Raw genomic sequence first — 16,675 nt, forward strand, 5'->3', positions numbered from 1 at the left:
CGCCAACTTGGCGCCGCGTCGTCACAAATACGTCAGCCACCAGAGATCGCGGCGTCGGCGCTTCACCTCCGCAAACCAGCGGCACAGCGGGTACAGCGCCAATACAATCAATATCCACGCGACGTAAGCGCCCGCGAGCCCCGCGCCGAATTCCGGCGGCGGGCCTGCGCCTTTTGCCCAGGCGGCGACGTCCTGCAGGGAATAGCCGCGCGCCAAGGTGAGCGCCAGCGCCGCGAAGGCGCCGACGTAAAGATGCAGGACATAAAAGAACAACGGGGTTCGGCCGAAGACCGTCAGCGCCTCGCCGATCTTTTCGCCGGCGCGCGCCAACGCGGGCAGCGTCAACGCCGCGCCGCCAAGCGTCACCAGAAGATAGAGAAGCGAGGGCGGATATTTCGTGACGTTGAGAAAGGAGAGCAGGGTGAAAATGGAGTCACGCTGCACGCTCCAGGGACGCGGATCGCCGTAGAGATTGGAGAATCGCAGCACGACGAAAAGCGCCAGCGCCGCGCCGCCGGCGAGATAGAGCGTGCGGTCGCGCCGTATCGCCGGCTTGAGGAACAGCGGCCCGATTCCGTAACCCAGCGCGCCGACGCCGATCCAGGGAAGCGCCGGATAGAGGACGCCGCCCGGCGCGCCGAAGGGCAGTTTGCCGGGTTCGTGCAGCAGAGACCACCACGGTCCGAACGCGCCAAGGTCGGCGGCGTGAATCCCATCGAGGAGATTATGGCCGAAGATGATCGCGACGCCGACGAGCAGCACGGTTCGCGGCGACAGGCGCGAGAGGGCGGCGAGGGCCACGAGGCTGCAGCCGATCGCCCAAAGCGTCGCCAGTTCGATCCGGCCCCAGCCCATGCTCCAGATCGGGCTGATGACGGCGACTTCGAGCAGGATGAGCCACAGACCGCGCGCGGCGAGAAATTTCGAAAGCGCCGCGGGGTCTTTCACCTTCACGCCGTAGAGATAGGCGCTCACGCCGGCGAGAACGGTGAAGGTCGGCGCGCAGAAATGCGTGATGAAGCGCGTGAAGAACAGAAAAGGATAGGTGTGATCGAGATCCGTCGGCGAGAAGCGCATGACGTCCGCGTCGAAGAAGTCGCGCATGTGGTCGAGCGCCATGAGGACCATGACGAGGCCGCGCAGCCGGTCGATCTCCGGCAGCCGATGCTCGTCATAGAGCGGGTTTTGCGTTCCGCCTATCCGAGCTTGGCGAGCCCGGGAAACAGCTCCAGTAGCCAATAGGACATCTCCTGCACGCCGCCAGTCAGAAAGGCGACGCCGGTAAAGACGAGCAGCACGCCGACGATTTTTTCGACTTTGCCGAAATGCCGGCGGAAACGCGCGACGAAAGCGAGGAAGCGGCCGAGCGCCAAGCCGGCCAGGATGAAAGGCAGACCGAGGCCGAGCGAATAGGTTGCGAGCAGAGCGGCGCCGAGCGTCACCGTCTCCTGCGTTCCGGCGACGGCGAGGATCGCGGCGAGGATCGGCCCGATGCAGGGCGTCCAGCCGAAGGCGAAAGCGAGGCCCATGACATAGGAGCCGAAAAGCCCTATCGGCTTCGTGATCTCGGCGCGCTTCTCGCGATACAAGAGGCTGACCTTCAGCAGGCCGATAAAGTGCAAGCCCATCAGAATGATAATCCCGCCCGCGACCCAGGACAGGATATGCAGATTGGCGCGCAGCACGCCGCCGAAGGCGCTGGCCGTCGCGCCAAGCGCGACGAAGACCGTCGTAAAGCCAAGAACGAACAGAATCGACGACAGCAGAATGTCGCGCCGCGCGCGGGAGCGGGTCTCGAGTTCGAGATCCTCCATGCTGACGCCGGCAAGATAGGTCAGGTAGGGCGGCACCAGAGGCAGGACGCAGGGGGAGAGGAAGGACAGTAATCCCGCCGCCGCAGCAGCCGGGAATGTGACGTCCGCCATTAAGGGTCCTCGTTAGGTCGCTCGGCGCGTCTGCCACAGGCGGGCCGTCCCGCAGAGGCGTACGCAAGAAGAAGCCCCGCCGAAGCGGGGCTCTCAATCGGTCTGGTCGACCGTTTAGTTGTTGCGCTGGCCGAACAGGAACAGCAGCGACTGGAACATGTTGATGAAGTCCAGATAGAGCGAGAGCGCGCCAAAAACGCTCTTCTTCTGCGCGACTTCATAGCTGTCGCTGCTGTAATACATGTCCTTGATGTTCTGCGTGTCCCAGGCCGTCAGGCCGGCGAACACAAGAACCGCGATGATCGACAGCGCGAACTGCAGGCCAGTCGACTGCAGGAACAGATTGACGAGGCCGGCGATCACGAGCCCCCAGACGCCCATCACCAGGAAGGAGCCGAAGGCCGACAGATCCCGCTGCGTCATGTAGCCATAAAGGCTCAGCCCGCCGAACGCTGCGGCGGTAATGAAGAATACCCGCGCGACCGATACGCCCGTGAAGACGAGCAGAAGCGAGGACATCGACAATCCCATCACCGCCGCGAAGGCGATGAAGAGATTGCGGGCCGTCGCCGCCGAAATCGTGTTCGCGCGCGCGCCCATGAAGAAAATGAACGCCAGCGGCGACAGAATCACCACCCAGCGGAGGGGCGTGGCGTAGAGCGTGTGGCCGAAGGATGTCAGCTCGATCGCGCCGGGCGCCACCTTGGCGACAGCAAGCATGTAAACGCCGAGCGCGACGAGCCCGGTCACGCCGAGGCCGAGCGTCATATAATTATAGACGCCAAGCATATAGGCGCGCAGGCCCTGGTCGATCTCAGCCGTCGTCGGCCGCGCGACCCCGCGCCCGTAGCCGAAGCTGGTGTTGCGGTCGAAGTTGGACATGTGATCCTCTTGGTCTGGTTGGCTGTTCCGCGTTTCGCAATATGGGAAGCGCACCCCAGCCTCGCGCTGAATATGGCTCCGCCTTAATTGGGTGGCAAGCTTTCCACGAATGAACTCTTGTTAAGGTGGTTTTTAACGTGGTTTCACGACGGAGAGCAGACTTACGATATTTTTTCTGATTTTGGTCAATTTTATTTTCGCGCTGCAAAATCGATTCCTCGGCGCGGCGTTCGTTTGAGCGCCGGCGATCCCGACAGCGCCGCGCGCGGGGTGGACCCGCCACGTTGCGCAGCGCGGAAACAGCGACTGATCGTCGCACCCTTGCTGATGCGGCGAAATCCGCTAACATCAAGCCTCAGGCGTTGTTAGAGCGGCTCCCTGGAGCGTAAGCTTTACGGGGGCGGGCTGTGCGGCGCGAAGGCAACATTTCTGAGAGTCGCGTGTTCTTGTCACACGAAGACCCAGGAGGTCATCATGCGTGATGGTGGAAATCCGGAAGCGCATCCCGCGCCGGACGTGGGCGAAGATCGCTTCACGCCGCAGGGCGCTTGCCGTTTCGCGAGAGGCGTTCGCCTCGCGATTTTTTTGGCCGCGGCTGGCGTCGTGGCGCTGGTCGCCGGCGCGCCCGCTCCGGCCGAGGCGCATGGGCGCTTGGGGGCGGCCGAAGGCCGGTGCCGGCTCTTCATTGGCCCGGATATCATGAATTTCACCGGCTATCTGCCGGAGGCGTCCAAGAACGAATTCTGCGAGGACATTCCGGCCACCGGGCCGATCATCATGGTTTTCGACGCGGAGCAGGAAGAGCTGCGCGACATGAAGGTCGAACTGCGCATCGTCAAGGATGTCGGCGGGGAGGAGAAGGAAAACGAGGATCTCCAGGCCGTCACTGTCGCCTACCGGGAACCCAAGAGCTACCCGACGGGCACCATTAATTTCGAACATACGTTCAATGAACCCGGGTATTTCGTCGGCATCGTCACCGTCACAGGCGATCATGGAGAGCGTTGGGTGTCGCGCTTCCCCTTCTCGGTGGGAAAGAGCTTCATGCGCGCCCTGCCGATCTATCTTACGCTCGGCCTCGGCACGGTCGCCGCCTTCGCGATCTATCTCGTCCATCGCCGTCGCGAGACGACGGCTGCGGCCAAGGCTCACAAACCCCCGCCGCCGCCTCCGCCGACTGCGCCAGACGAGGATCACGGACCCGAGGCGACTCCGGCTGAGTGATAGCGCCTCGCCTCGGGCGCTTTTGGAATGAGCGCCGGCGCCAATTGCGCCGGCGTTTTTTTGGCTTGGCGCGTCACTGGGAGGCGCCGCCGCCGTCGATCTGTCGGCCGATCTGCGCAATCGCCTGTTGATAGACCGAGGCCGCGTTCCACGCCTGGATCGCCCCGAAATTGCTTTCGCCGGGCTGATAGCCGCCGCCGGCGCGCCAGCCATGGGCGTGAAGGAAATTCGCCGTGGCGTTGAGCGCGGGCGCCGCGCTGTCGAGATTGCCGCCTCCGCCGTAGTTCAGGATGTTTTTCGGCAGGAACTGGGTCTGGCCGATTTCGCCATGCATCGAGCCGCGGGCGCTCGGCGACAGCGCGCCGCGATCGACCAGCGTCAGCGCGGCATAGAGCTGATCGGTGAAATAGTCGGAGCGGCGGCAGTCATAGGCCAATGTCGCGACAGCCGACAGCGCGTGCTGGTTGCCATGCACCGCGCCAAAGCCGGTCTCCATTCCCCAGATCGCGAGAAGGGGCCCCGGCGGCACGCCGTAGCGCTGCTCGATCTGGGCGAAGAGTCCGCCGTAAGACCGCTTGAGCGCGCGGCCGCGCGACACGATGGCCGAGCCGCCGCGCTTGGCGAGGAATTGGTCGAGCGAAAGGCGGAAGCTCTTCTGGCCGCGATCGGCGGAAATCGTCGCCGCGTTGTAATGGGTGCCCATCAGCGCGCTGATGCCAGCCTGACCTATGCCTTGGCCGCGCGCCTCCTGAGCAAATTCCTGCTTCCAATTGTCGAAGCCCGCCGCCGAGCGTCCGCACTGGGCCGCCAGTGCGGGATGGGAGATTCCAACAAACGCCAGCGCAATCGAAAATTTGAGGACGGTCCGCATAGTCTGTTTCCTTTTGTCTAAATTTCTGAACTCGCTTCCGTCGTGGCCACCAGGCGCGGCCGCCGCGGCGTTCCAGCTCTTTTGTATCTCTTCCCGCTCCAGCGAGAGCTTACCTCGAATGGCCGTTTCTGCGCCACCGTCACATGGCGCGTCCACATGGCGACACCACATGGCGACTCCACATGGCGTGTCGTAAGCTCGGCATTGGACGTTCGATCGCGGCTGCCCCTGTTTGAGCGACGCTTGCGTTATGGGGCTGTTCGAGCCGACATTTGGCGCGCCTCCAACTTGACCAAGTTGGAGTCTAGCCCAGGATCATTGACGCACGCCCTCAGTCGGCTAGCATCGAACATTGGTGTAGACCTCATGCGTTCCCGGATGATCGTCGCTGCAGCCTTGAGCGCAGGAGCGGAGCCGGTGAGTGGGGATGAGATTTTGCAAGAAATTCTCGAAAGCGATTGGACGCTCGGCGCCTTGAAACGCCGCGAAGACGCGCGGCGAAGCGGCGAGCGCGGCTCTTCCCCAGGCGATGTCGACATCGCCGAAACGCGCCGCGCTCACGACGGATCCGGCGGTAACTGGATCGCTGAAGCCTTCAGGCGCCGGCAAGAGGAGGAGCGCGCAAAAGCGGCGAGTCATCAATCCCGTAGCGCGCATACGGCAAGCAAGGAAGTTCCGGTCGATAACTGGCTCATCGAAGGCTTCAAGCGTCACCAGGAAGAAGAACGGCGACGAGAAACGATCGCTAGACCGGATGAAGCGGAAGCGGCGGGCGTTGGCGACGACCATTCCATTTCAGATCTGGACTCGTCGCCATCGGATAGCGGCTTCGTGGTGGAGCGCATCAGCCTGTCCGAGGATCTTGGGTCTGCGAACCAACACTTGGCGGGCGCCAATGATGAAGCTTCAGCAACAGCACTTGTACCTCTTGTAAGCCGCCACGACGGAACGGTTCTCGACAAGCGGCCGAGTCGCGCCGGCCGGATCATCATGATCGCCAGCCTCGTCGTTGTTGGCGGTTTGGTTTCCGTCATTGGCCTCACAACAGCGCTGTGGGGCCCTGTCGACTCCACCAATCGCGCTAACGCGCCCGGCGTGTCGCCGCCGACAAAAAAGCAAACGATCAATCGCAGCCAAGGCGCATTGCCCAAGGCGGAGACGTCGCACGCCCCGGCGACAAAGCCCATGGAGAATGGGAGCGCGCCGACAAACGACGCGCCGACACATCCGAGCCGCGCCGCGCCGGCAGGGTCGAGCGACGCCGCAATCATTGCCGCGCCTCCGGCCGAAACCTCAGAAGGATCAAAACAGAATCCTGTTGCGCCGGGCGCCGCGCCGGGCATCAAAGCGCCGTCTCCATCCCAAGAGCGTGAGCAGGGAGACAAGGCTCTCCCTGGAAATGAGGCTGCGCCAGCGGCGACTCTGCCGTCGCCCGTTCCGCGCGTCCCTGAAGGCGCCTCGACTGCAAAGCCGGACAAGAATTCAAATGCGGAGCCTGCGGCCGTCGCGCCGGAAAGATCGCGTGAGCAGATCAGGCCCGAACAAGAGCAAAATGCCTCTGAGTCAAAGCGCCGAGCGGTCAATGGCGGCGTGGACGCCAAACCGAAGCAGCAAGCCAAGGACAGGAACGCCAGCCGTCACGCCTCTCGAAAGACCGACGGCCTCTCCACTTTTCTGAAGCGCACCGCGAATTCGGTTCGCAAGTTTTTCGGACGGCTCGGGGAGAAGCAGTAACGATCGCCGTTGAACGGCGCAGTCGCCCATAATTGATGTCGCTGCATTTCCGGGCGACACGGCAGGGTTAGCGCAATCTGTCGGCATCCGATCGCCGCCATGCGCTTGCCGCGTCAAATGCGCGAACGCCAGAACGCTCGCGAACTGCCCGACGATCGCCAGTGAATCATCTACGAGAGCGAAGAAGCTCGCGCCCCTCTGAAAGAAGCGGCGATGCCGGCACTTCGCGCTTGGCGAAAGGAAGTGGACCAGCCATGCGATGGTGCCCATTTGAAGAGCACGTGGCCGACAGCCCGGTCGGTTTCGGCATTCAATCGCGAGCATTCCCGTGAGAACGATCATCGAGCCGTTTCGCATCAAGATGACCGAGGCGCTGCCCATCACCACGCGCAGCGAGCGTGAAGTCCTTCTCGCCAGGGCGTTCAACAACGTCTTCCTTCTGGACGCCGACCACGTCACCATCGACCTGCTGACCGACAGCGGCACGGGCGCCATGTCCGACCGCCAATGGGCGGCTCTCATGCTCGGCGACGAGAGCTACGCCGGCAGTCGCTCCTGGCGGCGCTTCGAACGAACCGTGCGCGAGATTACCGGTTTCAAACATATTTTCCCCACGCATCAAGGACGCGCCGCCGAGCGCATTCTGGCTGCGACGCGTTTGAAAAAGGGGAATGTCGTTCCCAACAACGGTCACTTCGATACGACACGCGCGAACATCGAATATGTCGGCGCCGTCGCGACGGATTTGCCGTCGACCGAAGCGCGCGATTTGCATTCTGAAAAACGGTTCAAGGGAAATATGGACCTCGCGCGACTCGCGCAGTTGATCGAGGCCGAAGGCGCCGGAAATATTCCTTTCTGCATGCTGACAGTGACCAACAACACCGGTGGAGGCCAACCGGTGTCGATGGAGAACGTCCGGAGCGTCAAGCAAATCTTGGAAAAGCATAACATCCCGCTGATCATCGACGCATGCCGCTTTGCGGAAAACGCGTTCTTCATCAAAGAGCGCGAACAGGGCTTCGCCGATCGGAGCCTGTTGGAAATCGCGCGGGAAATGTTTTCGTTCGCCGATGGGGCGACGATGAGCGCAAAGAAGGACGGGCTCGCAAATATCGGTGGATTTCTGGCCTGCAACAATGATTCATGGGCGGATGATTTCCGTAACCTGCTCATCCTGACCGAAGGATTTCCGACATACGGCGGTCTCGCCGGCCGTGATCTGGAAGCAATCTCCGTCGGCCTGTTGGAAGCGTTGGAATATGACTATCAGCGCTATCGGCATGCGACCGTCGAATATGTGGCGTCGGCGCTGATCTCGCGCGACATACCGATCGTGCGCCCAGCCGGCGGCCACGCCATATTCATCGACGCGGCCGCGTTTTGCCCGCATCTGAAGGCCAGCGACTATCCCGGCATCGGGCTCGTCAACGCGCTTTATCTCGAAGGCGGCGTTCGCGCCGTCGAGCTCGGCAGCGTCATGTTTGGAAAGCCTGCGCCAGAGGGGGGAGAGGAAATCCCAGCGTCGCACGAATTGGTGCGGTTGGCGTTCCCTCGCCGGGTCTATACGCAGAGCCATTTCGACTATCTGATTGAAGTGCTGGACGCCATCGGCCGCCAGCGCGAGTCAATCGAAGCCTACCGGATCACTGAACAGGCGCCATTTCTGCGGCACTTCACCGCCCATTACGAACGGGCCGGTTGAGCCGCGAGCGCTGTTGCGGCAAGTGAGGGGCCGCCAGGGGACGGCGACTCGCCTCAGGCGGTCGACGATGGGCCGCCCTGAGCCGCCTGAAACTGTGTAATGTCGGTCGCGGAATATTCGCCGCGTGTGTCGCAGTTCGGACACGTCACGCTGAACGTCGCGGGCCCGGATATCTCCAAAGCGCCCGTGCCTGTAGGCTCGGTCAAAATGGCGAAGTGCTGACCGCACTTTTTGCATGCAAACCCAATATACCAGCTTCCCGGGATCAGCGCCGGCAACGCTGAGACTTCGTAAGCGCCTGTGAAGCGAACGCCTTGGGGCATAGAGGGCTCCTATTTTGTGATTTAATCCATGTAGCGCTGGGAAAGGCCCGGCGCGACCCTACTGCAAAGTTACAGCATTCCCCACCGTGCAAAGCGAATATCGCCCGTAAAGAGGCGACGTTAACGGCTGATCCGGCCAATAGGTCCGATGAAGGTCGGCGACTGTGCAACGATCGAGCACGCTCGCCCCGCACCGCGCGGCTTGCTCCGCAAGATTCTCGATCCCGTACGTCCAAGGAGCGCCCATGGCGGCGAATCTCTCGACGACGCTGGTGATTTCAGGATCGCCAGTGGCGTTGTTGACTACATCCTCAGCCATATAGTCGAAGGACGCCGAGCAGCTCTTGATGTGGCGCATGAGGTCCGTCAAGATCTGGCAGACCGCCGCTTCATCCAAATACATCGTGTTCCCTTCCCATATGACATGCGTGGGAAGTTTGAAATCAAATCCGTTTCGACCAAGGAGACCGATCATTCCATCCGTCACATAATCCGCCCCGATATATTTCGTATTGGGATCAACATCGCTTGCTTCGAGTTTCGCCTTCTTGAACGCCTGGGTTTCTGCAGCATCGATCTCGAAATAGGCGACGCCTTCGGCCGCGATCCGCTGCGGCCTTGTGTCGAGTCCGGCGCCAAGTATGAGGATCTGTCGGCATCCTTGATCGATCTGAAGACGAAGCCGGTCGTCGAAGTAGCGCGTCCTCAGTCGCACATTGTTCCTGATCGGCGGGAACGATTGAGAAATGCGATCCGCCGCCTCTTTCGATTCCCGATTGAGGAACAGGTGGACAAAGGGATCGCGGTAGAGCGGATGAGCTTCCTTGTTTTCATCATTGCGGAATTCCGCCACGACAAAAGCGGTTCCAACCACCTTTCGTATTTCGACCATTTGGCTGTCTCGATCGAACCCGGGTTCGGCGCAGCAACGCGCCTCGCCGCTCGTTGAAGGTTAATGCAATTTTCTTGGAACTCTTAGCTGCCTCTGCAGGGCGCTTTCACAGAGGGCGGCCCGGTCACTTTTGCGGATAGCGCTCCAGGAGTTGCGCAAGCGGCTCCGAACTCACCGCACTGGGCGGCGAATAGGGATCGTCCACGGATGCGACGAGCGATATGGGGACGATCGCCGCCAAAGCGAAAATCGCCTGCGCGAGAAGCTGAGGCCTCGGGCGGTCGAGATGCACGATCGCAAGGGCGATTTGCGTGATGAAGGCGATGATGATCACCGCCGCCCATTTGCGATCGTCGGGAAAGGCCCCCGCAATCGCGAGTCGCTGTTCCCGCGCCGATCGCAAACGCATCACCGTATCGACGAGCGCGCGCTGAAAGGCCGGCTCGATTCGCGCGCTGGCGACCGCGCGCGTGAGTCTGTTCAGCGCGGCCTCGGTTTCCGGCGATTCTTTGCCGTCTTCCATGGTCTTCCATTCGAGGCCAACGGCGGTTTCCACATAGTCACGCACGGCGCGCGGAATATCATCCGCGTTGAGTCCATGATTGCCCGAAAGCGCCGCGAGCGTCGCCAATTGCTCGCGCTCCATGGCGATGGCGCGATAGGCGCTGCGATTTGCGTCCCAGACGTCCTGCGAGAGGAACGTCATCAGCAGGCCAAACAGGGTCGCCGGGACGGCCACGAAGGGCGGCACGACGCCTTTCCAGTTCTGCACATAGGCGGCAAAGCGCGAGGCGAAGCTAAGCCAGCACAGGAAAAGCGCGACGGCGGCCATGGCGAATGTGAGCATGAGCGCCATGACCAGCGTCGTCTGCGACATCCAGAATTTTAAAAGCACGTTTCCCCTCGAATCGACAGTGAATGGCGATTGACGGGCATCATAATCGAGATTCGCCGGACGATCGCACCCCCTTGCCCGCCTGCCTTCCGCATTACGGGGTTCCTCTCGCGTCCAAACGCCTTACCTTTCGCGAGGGCGATCGTCGATCTGAGTTCGGTAGGCATGTCAACCGAGACGGACATTTCCGCCTATGCGAGCTCGATCCTGGAGACCGTGGGCTTGCCCCTGTTGGCGCTCGATTCACAGCTCACGGTCGAGGTCGCCAACAAGGCGTTTCTCAGCCAGTTTCGGGTGACGCGCGAGGAGACAGTCGGCCGGCCGGTTTATGGGATTTGCGACGGGCAATGGGACATTCCGGAGCTGCGGCGCCTGCTTGAACAAATTGTGGAGCGGGACAGTACGATCGAGGATTACCGCGTCGAACAGGTCTTCGAAGGTGTCGGCCGGCGCATCCTGCGGCTCAAGGCCAAGCGCATCCGCAGGCCGGATGAAAAAGATTGCATCCTGCTTGCGATATCCGATGACACCGAGCGTGAGCGGCTCCGTGATGAACTCGATGGCCGAATAGAATTCGCCGAGAAACTGATCGACAGCGTGCGTGAAGCGCTATTGGTTCTCCACTGGGACCTCACGGTTCACTCGGCGAATCGGCCCTTCTATCGTCTCTTCGGTGGAGACCCCAAAGAGACGGAAGGACGTCTCGTTTACGAGCTGGGCAATGGCCAGTGGGACACCCCGGAGCTGCGACGGCTGCTTGAGGACATTCTCCCTCGCCGCCAGAGTTTCGACGACTACCAGATCGAACACGTGTTCCAAGGCTTCGGTCCTCGCGTGATGCTGCTGAATGGCCGTCGGCTCGACCAGCTTAACCTGATCCTACTCGCCATAAGCGACACGATGGAGCAGCTGACGTGCGAGGTGAACCGTCGGGACCGCGAGGCTCGGCAAAATCTCCTCATCGATCTGAATGACCGTTTGCGCCCGCTGGCGGATCCCGTGGCGATTCAGGCTGCGGCAAGCGGGGTCCTGGGCCGGCGCCTCGAAGCCAACCAGGCAGCCTATGCGGAGATCGACGAGGCCGGCGAATACGCAACTGTTGAGCACGACTGGAACGACGGCGCGGCGCCAGGCAGCGCCGGCCGCCATCGTCTCGAGAGTTGGGGGGAGGCCCTGATCGCAGACCTCAAGCGTGGCAAAACAATCGTCGTCAGCGACGTCCGCAACGACCCGCGCACGGCGGCGCCTGAGACCCTAAGGTCATTCGAAAGCCGTTCGATTTCCGCTTTTCTGGCCGCGCCGCTGGTCAAGGACGACCGGCTGGTCGCGGTGGTTACCGTTCATTCGCGGCTACCGCGGACGTGGAGCGCCGCTCAGGCGGCGGTCGCCGAAGATGTCGCCGAGCGAACGTGGTCGGCGATTGAGCGGGCGCGCGCGGAGGAGGCGCTGCGCAACAGCGAGTCGCGGTACCGCCTGCTGTTCGAATCCATTGACGAAAGCTTCACGGTGGTCGAGCCGCTCTATGACGAGGAAGGTCATGCGGTCGACTACCGCTTCCTTGAAGTCAATCCAGCATTTGAGGCGATTACCGGGCTGAAGAACGTTGAAGGGCGGAGCGGTCGCGCGCTTGCGCCCAGCCTGGAAAAGGATTGGATCGATACGATCGGCAGAGTCGGGGTGTCCGGGAACGCCGAACGCGTCGTCCGCAGAGCGCGCGCGCTCGGCAAGATCTACGACGCCTTTGTCTTCCGCATCGAGGAAGCGGAAAGCCCGCGAGTCGCCGTGCTATCGAGGGATGTGACTGAACGCGTGCGCGCGGAGGAACAGCGCGCTCTTCTCATGCGCGAGCTCAATCACCGCTCGAAAAACATGTTGAGCATCGTGCTGGCCATCGCACGAGCGACCGCGGGCGATTCAGGACGCGACTTCGAGGAAACATTTCAGGAGCGCATTTTGTCTCTCGCCGCCAATCAGGACCTGCTGGTCGCCAGCGATTGGCAAGGCGTCCCGCTAGGCGATCTCGTGCGCTCGCAGCTCGCCCATCTGGAGGATTTGATCGGCTATCGCATCGCGCTAACGGGCCCGCCGCTGATCATCTCGGCCGCGGCGTCGCAATCTTTCAGCATGGCGCTGCATGAGCTGGCGACCAACGCCGTCAAATATGGCGCTCTGTCCAATTCGGATGGCCGCGTCGACATCGAATGGGGCGTCCGCGAGCACGATGGCGAAGGCCGGCGCTTCACGATGCGCTGGCGTGAGACGGAGGGTCCCACGGTCGTTCCGCCCGCGCGCAACGGCTTCGGGTCCACAGTCATTCGTGACATGATCAGACTGAACCTGAGAGGGGATGCAAGCCTCCAATACGACAGCGCAGGCGTTGTCTGGGACTTCGACTGCCCGATTGAGAATGTGCTGGAGGCGCCGGAATCCCCCCGAGCCGAAAAGTAGCGCCGCGGCAAGAGCTGCCGCCGCCTCCAAGGACCCTCTATCGAGGCTGCATGCGACCTCTGCCGCTCTATGCAGAACGCCCCGCCGTTACATCCACGGTCGGGGCGTTCGCTTGCGGAACGCTGTCCGCGTCCAATGCTGGCGCGGCTGAGGCGCTCACAGGCGCCGCCGCCGCAAATCTCTATCGACGATCGCCTTGACCGCCGACGCTGGACGAGCCGCGCGACAGTTTCGGCCGGGGCTGACTCAGCCATCCGCCGGAGTGCGGCAAATGATCCCCGCAGAACGGACGAGTTTCGAGGTTCTGGAGAAGCGACCTGATCGCGCTTCGCCTTCGCTGAAGCTTCCTGGTGGTCATTGGAAATCTCCTTCTTTAGAGACGGACCACTGAACAACCGATTTAGGAGCGTCATCCTAACAACGAATGAAATCAAGCTCTGTTCCGATCTTCTCGCGTCTTTCATCGACGAATTGCGCCAAGCGTTGCAAATTTGTCGCGGCGCTTGTGGCTCTCGATAGATTTTCGGCGCGAAGCAGCTGCTCCCAAAGTCGAGGCGCCGGGCTCGAAGGCGACTCATGTTCGCGTCGGGATGGCAACCACAATCGATCACGCAAATCGCTTATAAATGGCCTCGCCCATCGTCTATCGTCGAGCATTCGTTAGCGCTGACATGCGACGTCGTCGGAGGCGCGCTTTGGACGACTGTCGGCTTATCAGGGAGGACTGATGAAAGCGCTGGTTCGATTGAGATTCCTGATCGCTGTGATGGTCACAACATGCCTGATGGCGGGATCGTCTGTCAGGGCGGGAAGCGATCCGCTTCCGTCATGGAACGAAGGTCCGACCAAACATGCAATCGTCGAATTCATTCGAGCGACGACCGATCCATCCAGTACGAAATTCGCCCCGCCCGAGGAGCGCATCGCGGTCTTCGATCAGGATGGCACGCTATGGGCGTCCCATCCGATATATCCACAGTTGATGTATTGTCTGGATCGCCTGCCTGCCGTCGTACAGGCAAGACCCGCGCTGGCGAAGATCGAACCCTTCAAGACAGCGCTCTCTCGCAACATGGCGGCGATATCGAAGCTTTCCACGAAGGAGCTCATCAAGATCATGGCCGTGCAGCCCAGCGGCATGAGCGTCGAGCAGTTTAGAGCGGATGCGGAGAAATGGCTTGAGACAGCGAGACACCCGCGCTGGGGGCGCCGCTATACCGAGCTGACGTATCTGCCGATGCTCGAGTTGATGAAGCATCTGCGCGCCAACGGCTATCGGACCTACATCGTCACCGGAGGCGGGCAAGATTTCGTGCGGGTCTATGCAGAGCGGACCTATGGCGTTCCGCCCGAGCAGGTGGTCGGGACTCTGGAGAGCGTAAGCTACCGTTATGACGAGCGTGGGCGTCCCGTTCTCATCGAGAGCCCCGATACGCTGCTCAGCGACGTCGGCGCCGGCAAGCCCGAGGCAATCCATTTGATGATCGGTCGTCGGCCGCGCGCCGCATTCGGGAACTCAACGGGCGACCGGCAGATGCTCGAATACACGACGTCGGGGGACGGCGCGCGATTCGGAATGTTGGTTTTGCACGACGACGCCCAGCGCGAATACGCCTATGGTCCGGCGCTCGGATTGCCTGACACCAGAATTGGGGCTTTTCCTCAGTCCTTGCATGACGAGGCGAAGCGGCACGGTTGGTTCGTCATCAGCATGAAAAGCGATTGGAGCCGGATATGGGCTTTCGAACAATGAAGCGCATGGGGGGTGCGAGTTCATTGCACAGGCTCAGACGCGTCAGGACTGAATCACCCCTCATCAAAATTAATAGAGCCCCATCCGGCCCTAGAAGGGGAAGTAACGGAAGCTGGTCAATAATTGGTTTTCGGAGCCGCGTGGCGCGCCGCCGACCGCGGTGAAGCCGTTACGAATGATATGGGCGAATTGCACGCCGACCCTGATTTTGCCGGCCGGTCCATCGTAGAATGTGTGCCAGCCTCCAGTGGTGAGTTCCCGCAAAGCGTGGGTCTGTCCGGAACAACCGAAAAGGGGATTGCCGAGCGCAGCAAGTGGAACGGGTGCGGCGACGCCCGGCGTAACCTGCGATATGGGATTTTCCAGACTACAGCCGACATTGTTATAGAGCGGATTGCCATATCCGCCGGCATAGATCGTGCCGTTGATGGCCGCGACTTGCGGGTTCTTGCCGGCGATGTCGCCGCCCGCGAATGCGAAAACATCGGTTTGCGGCGTGGGATGCAATGTCAGGCCGACGAGCAGGCTGCGCTGATGGAGGGGCTCGAGCGCGCCGAAAACGGAATAGGTCGCGTCGGGAAGCTGGCTCGCAGCAAGACGGCCGACCCCGCGTCCGACCATTCCCGATACTTGAAAATCCAGGATTTTAGGAATGATCGGGACGATTGCGCCGGCGCCAACGCCGCCGGCCCAAACTCGATGATTGCCGAAATAGACGCGCTCGGTCATCTCGCGCGCCACCCCGAACGCTTCCAGATGCACCGTCCGGTCGCCGAGTGGCGCATCCCATGCGACCTTGCCGATGAGATCGGGAAGTCGGTTGAAGGAATAAGTGTTCAAAGTATTGAATGCGCCGCCGTTCGTCGCCAGGCCGAGGACCGCGGGCGCGGGAATCCCCAGGTTGTTTGGAAGGAGCGTGGAGACGGGCCCGAATCCTGGGCCGGGCACTGCGAAGGTGTTGGCCGAGCCCTCTGCGGCCAGAGCCAACCAAAATTGCTTTCCGAAGTCCTTATAGATGCGGACGCCAGGATTTCGATCCCAGACATAGCCGGGCATGTAATTGTGGTCGATCGTCGGCGGCTGTAACGACGTATCCGGCCGGGTCCCCGCAGAATTCATCGTTATGAGCGACCAGGTCTGACCTGCCGTGAAATGAAGCCCATAATCGTCATTGTCGATATTCGTGTAGGCCTGTCGAACGCGGAGATTGTATGAATTGCTTTGGTTGGCGTTCGCCGTCTGGGCTGCGCCAAGGAAGTCCGTTTCGAAATAGCCCTGAATATGCGTCGTCGGACTAAGATCCCCGCGTATGAGGAGAGCGGGACGCGTCGCGCGCGCGCTGAAGTGGAACTCGTCCGTGTGGCCGGCCGTGGCGAAGCCATAGGGAATGGCGTTGAATGGGGTGGCGACGTCTGCGCCGAGCCAGTGGTTGCGCCAGACGGACTCCAGCGCCAGAAAGCCGCCCGGTATGATCTCCAGACCTTTGTAGAGGAATTTATTCGGCGGCGTTGCCGTTCCGCTCGACGCGATTTCCTTTGAGGCGGTTTGCTTGGCGTTTGAACCGCCGTTCGCCGTTTCCACGCGGCGACGCTCACGCTCTTCCCGGTCCCTTTTGTCCATCCGAGCTTTGAGCTCTCTGACCTGGTTGAGGAGCATTTGCATTTGCTCCTTATCGGTCATGGCCTTGGCGTGTTCTAACGGCAGGACAGAGACGGCGCCGGCGGTTGCAAGAAGAATGGCGCCAGACCTCGCGTCCCTAAACAATTTATTTCCCCCCGTTGCTTCGCGCCAGGAATGCCGATCAAGCATAACAAACCGCGTTACCTGGCGCGTCTGCATCCGTGAGCCCTCTTATAAGTAGGCGGCGCCTCGCCGGCTGCCGGAGCTATGGCCGAAAGTTGGTGACAGCATGAATCGGTAAGGCGGCGTATCGTGGGGGTGTTCGAGCCTCCACTTCTCCATTGAAGGAGTGATACGCCGTGTCCAACGATAATGTCATCAAGCTGATTCAGCCAGGGACCTT

13 protein-coding genes are annotated in these 16,675 nt (G+C 61.4%); 5 read left to right on the forward strand and 8 right to left on the reverse strand.

From position 1 onward, the window contains the following. Nucleotides 1-21 precede the first annotated feature (21 nt). The 3 genes from ACR65T_RS07465 to ACR65T_RS07475 all read right to left on the reverse strand — a co-directional run bounded on the left by ACR65T_RS07465 (nucleotide 22) and on the right by ACR65T_RS07475 (nucleotide 2,807). Complete coding sequence (locus ACR65T_RS07465) at nucleotides 22-1,239, reverse strand: DUF1624 domain-containing protein (RefSeq protein ID WP_434495884.1); 1,218 nt, start codon at nucleotides 1,237-1,239, stop codon at nucleotides 22-24. Next, the gene (locus ACR65T_RS07470; protein WP_434495885.1) at nucleotides 1,197-1,925 is read right to left on the reverse strand and encodes a cytochrome c biogenesis CcdA family protein; all 729 of its coding nucleotides are present in this window, start codon (nucleotides 1,923-1,925) and stop codon (nucleotides 1,197-1,199) included. The genes ACR65T_RS07465 and ACR65T_RS07470 overlap by 43 nt, the downstream gene beginning before the upstream one ends. 114 nt (nucleotides 1,926-2,039) lie before the next feature. Continuing rightward, nucleotides 2,040-2,807: a Bax inhibitor-1/YccA family protein gene (locus ACR65T_RS07475; RefSeq protein ID WP_434495886.1), complete on the reverse strand. Its 768-nt coding sequence runs from the start codon at nucleotides 2,805-2,807 to the stop codon at nucleotides 2,040-2,042. A gap of 474 nt (nucleotides 2,808-3,281) precedes the next feature. Between ACR65T_RS07475 and ACR65T_RS07480 the strand changes: the two genes are divergently transcribed. Next, nucleotides 3,282-4,031 carry a hypothetical protein gene (locus ACR65T_RS07480; RefSeq protein WP_434495887.1) on the forward strand — a complete coding sequence of 250 codons (750 nt, stop codon included), beginning with the start codon at nucleotides 3,282-3,284 and terminating at the stop codon, nucleotides 4,029-4,031. 73 nt (nucleotides 4,032-4,104) lie between these two features. Here the strand turns inward: ACR65T_RS07480 and ACR65T_RS07485 are convergent, their stop codons facing one another. Together ACR65T_RS07485 and ACR65T_RS07490 are read right to left on the reverse strand one after the other, a co-directional pair. After that, nucleotides 4,105-4,902, reverse strand: coding sequence for a lytic murein transglycosylase (locus tag ACR65T_RS07485; RefSeq protein WP_434495888.1), 798 nt, complete (start codon nucleotides 4,900-4,902; stop codon nucleotides 4,105-4,107). Nucleotides 4,903-5,241: 339 nt separating this feature from the next. Then, nucleotides 5,242-5,691 carry a hypothetical protein gene (locus ACR65T_RS07490; protein WP_434495889.1) on the reverse strand — a complete coding sequence of 150 codons (450 nt, stop codon included), beginning with the start codon at nucleotides 5,689-5,691 and terminating at the stop codon, nucleotides 5,242-5,244. A 201-nt stretch (nucleotides 5,692-5,892) separates the two neighbouring features. Between ACR65T_RS07490 and ACR65T_RS07495 the strand changes: the two genes are divergently transcribed. Both ACR65T_RS07495 and ACR65T_RS07500 read left to right on the forward strand, forming a co-directional pair. After that, nucleotides 5,893-6,636, forward strand: coding sequence for a hypothetical protein (locus ACR65T_RS07495; protein ID WP_434495890.1), 744 nt, complete (start codon nucleotides 5,893-5,895; stop codon nucleotides 6,634-6,636). A gap of 328 nt (nucleotides 6,637-6,964) precedes the next feature. Beyond that, the gene (locus ACR65T_RS07500; protein WP_434495891.1) at nucleotides 6,965-8,341 is read left to right on the forward strand and encodes a tryptophanase; all 1,377 of its coding nucleotides are present in this window, start codon (nucleotides 6,965-6,967) and stop codon (nucleotides 8,339-8,341) included. 381 nt (nucleotides 8,342-8,722) lie between these two features. Here ACR65T_RS07500 and ACR65T_RS07505 read toward each other — a convergent pair whose 3' ends face one another. Then, a complete protein-coding gene (locus ACR65T_RS07505; RefSeq protein ID WP_434495892.1) occupies nucleotides 8,723-9,556 on the reverse strand; it encodes a class I SAM-dependent methyltransferase in 834 nt (277 codons plus the stop codon). Between the two features lie 124 nt (nucleotides 9,557-9,680). Next, a complete protein-coding gene (locus ACR65T_RS07510) occupies nucleotides 9,681-10,451 on the reverse strand; it encodes a hypothetical protein (RefSeq protein WP_434495893.1) in 771 nt (256 codons plus the stop codon). A gap of 165 nt (nucleotides 10,452-10,616) precedes the next feature. On the opposite strand from ACR65T_RS07510, the gene ACR65T_RS07515 reads away from it, so the two are divergent. Both ACR65T_RS07515 and ACR65T_RS07520 read left to right on the forward strand, forming a co-directional pair. Then, nucleotides 10,617-12,899 (forward strand): HWE histidine kinase domain-containing protein, encoded by a 2,283-nt coding sequence (locus ACR65T_RS07515; RefSeq protein WP_434495894.1) that lies wholly within the window; start codon nucleotides 10,617-10,619, stop codon nucleotides 12,897-12,899. Nucleotides 12,900-13,626: 727 nt separating this feature from the next. After that, the gene (locus tag ACR65T_RS07520; protein WP_434495895.1) at nucleotides 13,627-14,652 is read left to right on the forward strand and encodes an HAD family hydrolase; all 1,026 of its coding nucleotides are present in this window, start codon (nucleotides 13,627-13,629) and stop codon (nucleotides 14,650-14,652) included. Between the two features lie 90 nt (nucleotides 14,653-14,742). Here the strand turns inward: ACR65T_RS07520 and ACR65T_RS07525 are convergent, their stop codons facing one another. Further along, nucleotides 14,743-16,308: a hypothetical protein gene (locus tag ACR65T_RS07525; RefSeq protein ID WP_434495896.1), complete on the reverse strand. Its 1,566-nt coding sequence runs from the start codon at nucleotides 16,306-16,308 to the stop codon at nucleotides 14,743-14,745. Nucleotides 16,309-16,675 lie beyond the last annotated feature (367 nt).

It is taken from the genome of Methylocystis sp. (assembly GCF_051061285.1).
Lineage (GTDB): Bacteria > Pseudomonadota > Alphaproteobacteria > Rhizobiales > Beijerinckiaceae > Methylocystis.

Coding starts and splice junctions, on each gene's coding strand:
- ACR65T_RS07470 (WP_434495885.1), bottom strand. CDS start 1,925: ATGGCGGACGTCACATTCCCGGCTGCTGCGGCGGCGGGATTACTGTCC.
- ACR65T_RS07475 (WP_434495886.1), bottom strand. CDS start 2,807: ATGTCCAACTTCGACCGCAACACCAGCTTCGGCTACGGGCGCGGGGTC.
- ACR65T_RS07480 (WP_434495887.1), top strand. CDS start 3,282: ATGCGTGATGGTGGAAATCCGGAAGCGCATCCCGCGCCGGACGTGGGC.
- ACR65T_RS07485 (WP_434495888.1), bottom strand. CDS start 4,902: ATGCGGACCGTCCTCAAATTTTCGATTGCGCTGGCGTTTGTTGGAATC.
- ACR65T_RS07490 (WP_434495889.1), bottom strand. CDS start 5,691: ATGGTCGTCGCCAACGCCCGCCGCTTCCGCTTCATCCGGTCTAGCGAT.
- ACR65T_RS07495 (WP_434495890.1), top strand. CDS start 5,893: ATGATCGCCAGCCTCGTCGTTGTTGGCGGTTTGGTTTCCGTCATTGGC.
- ACR65T_RS07505 (WP_434495892.1), bottom strand. CDS start 9,556: ATGGTCGAAATACGAAAGGTGGTTGGAACCGCTTTTGTCGTGGCGGAA.
- ACR65T_RS07515 (WP_434495894.1), top strand. CDS start 10,617: ATGTCAACCGAGACGGACATTTCCGCCTATGCGAGCTCGATCCTGGAG.
- ACR65T_RS07520 (WP_434495895.1), top strand. CDS start 13,627: ATGAAAGCGCTGGTTCGATTGAGATTCCTGATCGCTGTGATGGTCACA.
- ACR65T_RS07525 (WP_434495896.1), bottom strand. CDS start 16,308: ATGCTCCTCAACCAGGTCAGAGAGCTCAAAGCTCGGATGGACAAAAGG.